Source organism: bacterium (genome assembly GCA_029210545.1).
Classification (GTDB): domain Bacteria; phylum BMS3Abin14; class BMS3Abin14; order BMS3Abin14; family BMS3Abin14; genus JARGFV01.
This window is the reverse complement of record JARGFV010000213.1, coordinates 1-731: the sequence shown is the minus strand read 5'-3', so window position 1 is coordinate 731 and position 731 is coordinate 1. Positions and strand designations below refer to the sequence as shown.

Here is a 731-nt window from a genome sequence, read left to right as displayed (position 1 = left end):
GCCGCGATCCTGAACGCCAAAATCCGTGGGAACATAGACCCACCGGAAGACCAGAATACAGGCCACCAACACTATCACCACAAAAAGCGGGCGCCATACATGCTTATTCACACGAGCCTCCTTGATTGCGGCAAACTTGTTGAGTCACAGCTCATTGCGGTCATCACCGCCGACCATACGGTTTATTTCGTTGCCAGGGGCGTGCAGGGTTGCACTCTGGCGGAGGTTGTATCGGTTCACATTCCGGGCCTTCCCTAACTTTACCACTACTCATCTGATAATAAAAATCAGCCCCAAAAATACTTGCTTTTGCTCATACTTCATGGTATTTCTTCCCTCCGCTGGCTGAATAAAAAAGAATGTCGGGGCGTAGCGCAGCCTGGTAGCGCACCTGCTTCGGGAGCAGGGGGCCGGAGGTTCAAATCCTCTCGCCCCGACCATTTTTCTTCATACGTTGCATGCGAAAAGGCCAACCTTCCCAAGGTTGGCCTTTTCATCGTTCTTTTCTTCCGTTCCGCGTGCGCAGTTCCCTATTGCCATTGGCTTTCAGCCGACAACGCTAGCAGTTTGTCGGACTTGGCCAGCGGCACCAAGTTTTGACTGATTAAGTCCGACAGGAACAAACCGCTGGCATGAAAATTTTGTGGTACATCGGTCATAGCCTGTTTGAACGATGTCTGTTTGGTTACAAAAATTGATGTTTTGGCTTTTTTATGCAGCCAAAACATGAT

The 731-nt window shown here is 49.9% G+C and carries 2 protein-coding genes and 1 tRNA gene; 2 read left to right on the top strand and 1 reads right to left on the bottom strand.

Translation table 11 applies throughout. From position 1 onward, the window contains the following. Both P1S46_12365 and P1S46_12360 read left to right on the top strand, forming a co-directional pair. Positions 1 to 258: hypothetical protein (locus P1S46_12365; GenBank protein ID MDF1537257.1), on the top strand; the 258-nt coding region annotated here is incomplete at its 5' end. Between the two features lie 105 nt (positions 259 to 363). Beyond that, positions 364 to 440: transfer RNA gene (locus tag P1S46_12360), tRNA-Pro, on the top strand. Positions 441 to 530: 90 nt separating this feature from the next. On the opposite strand, the gene P1S46_12355 is transcribed toward P1S46_12360, so the two are convergent. Continuing rightward, positions 531 to 731 (bottom strand): hypothetical protein (locus P1S46_12355; protein ID MDF1537256.1); only part of this gene is annotated, 201 nt, incomplete at its 5' end.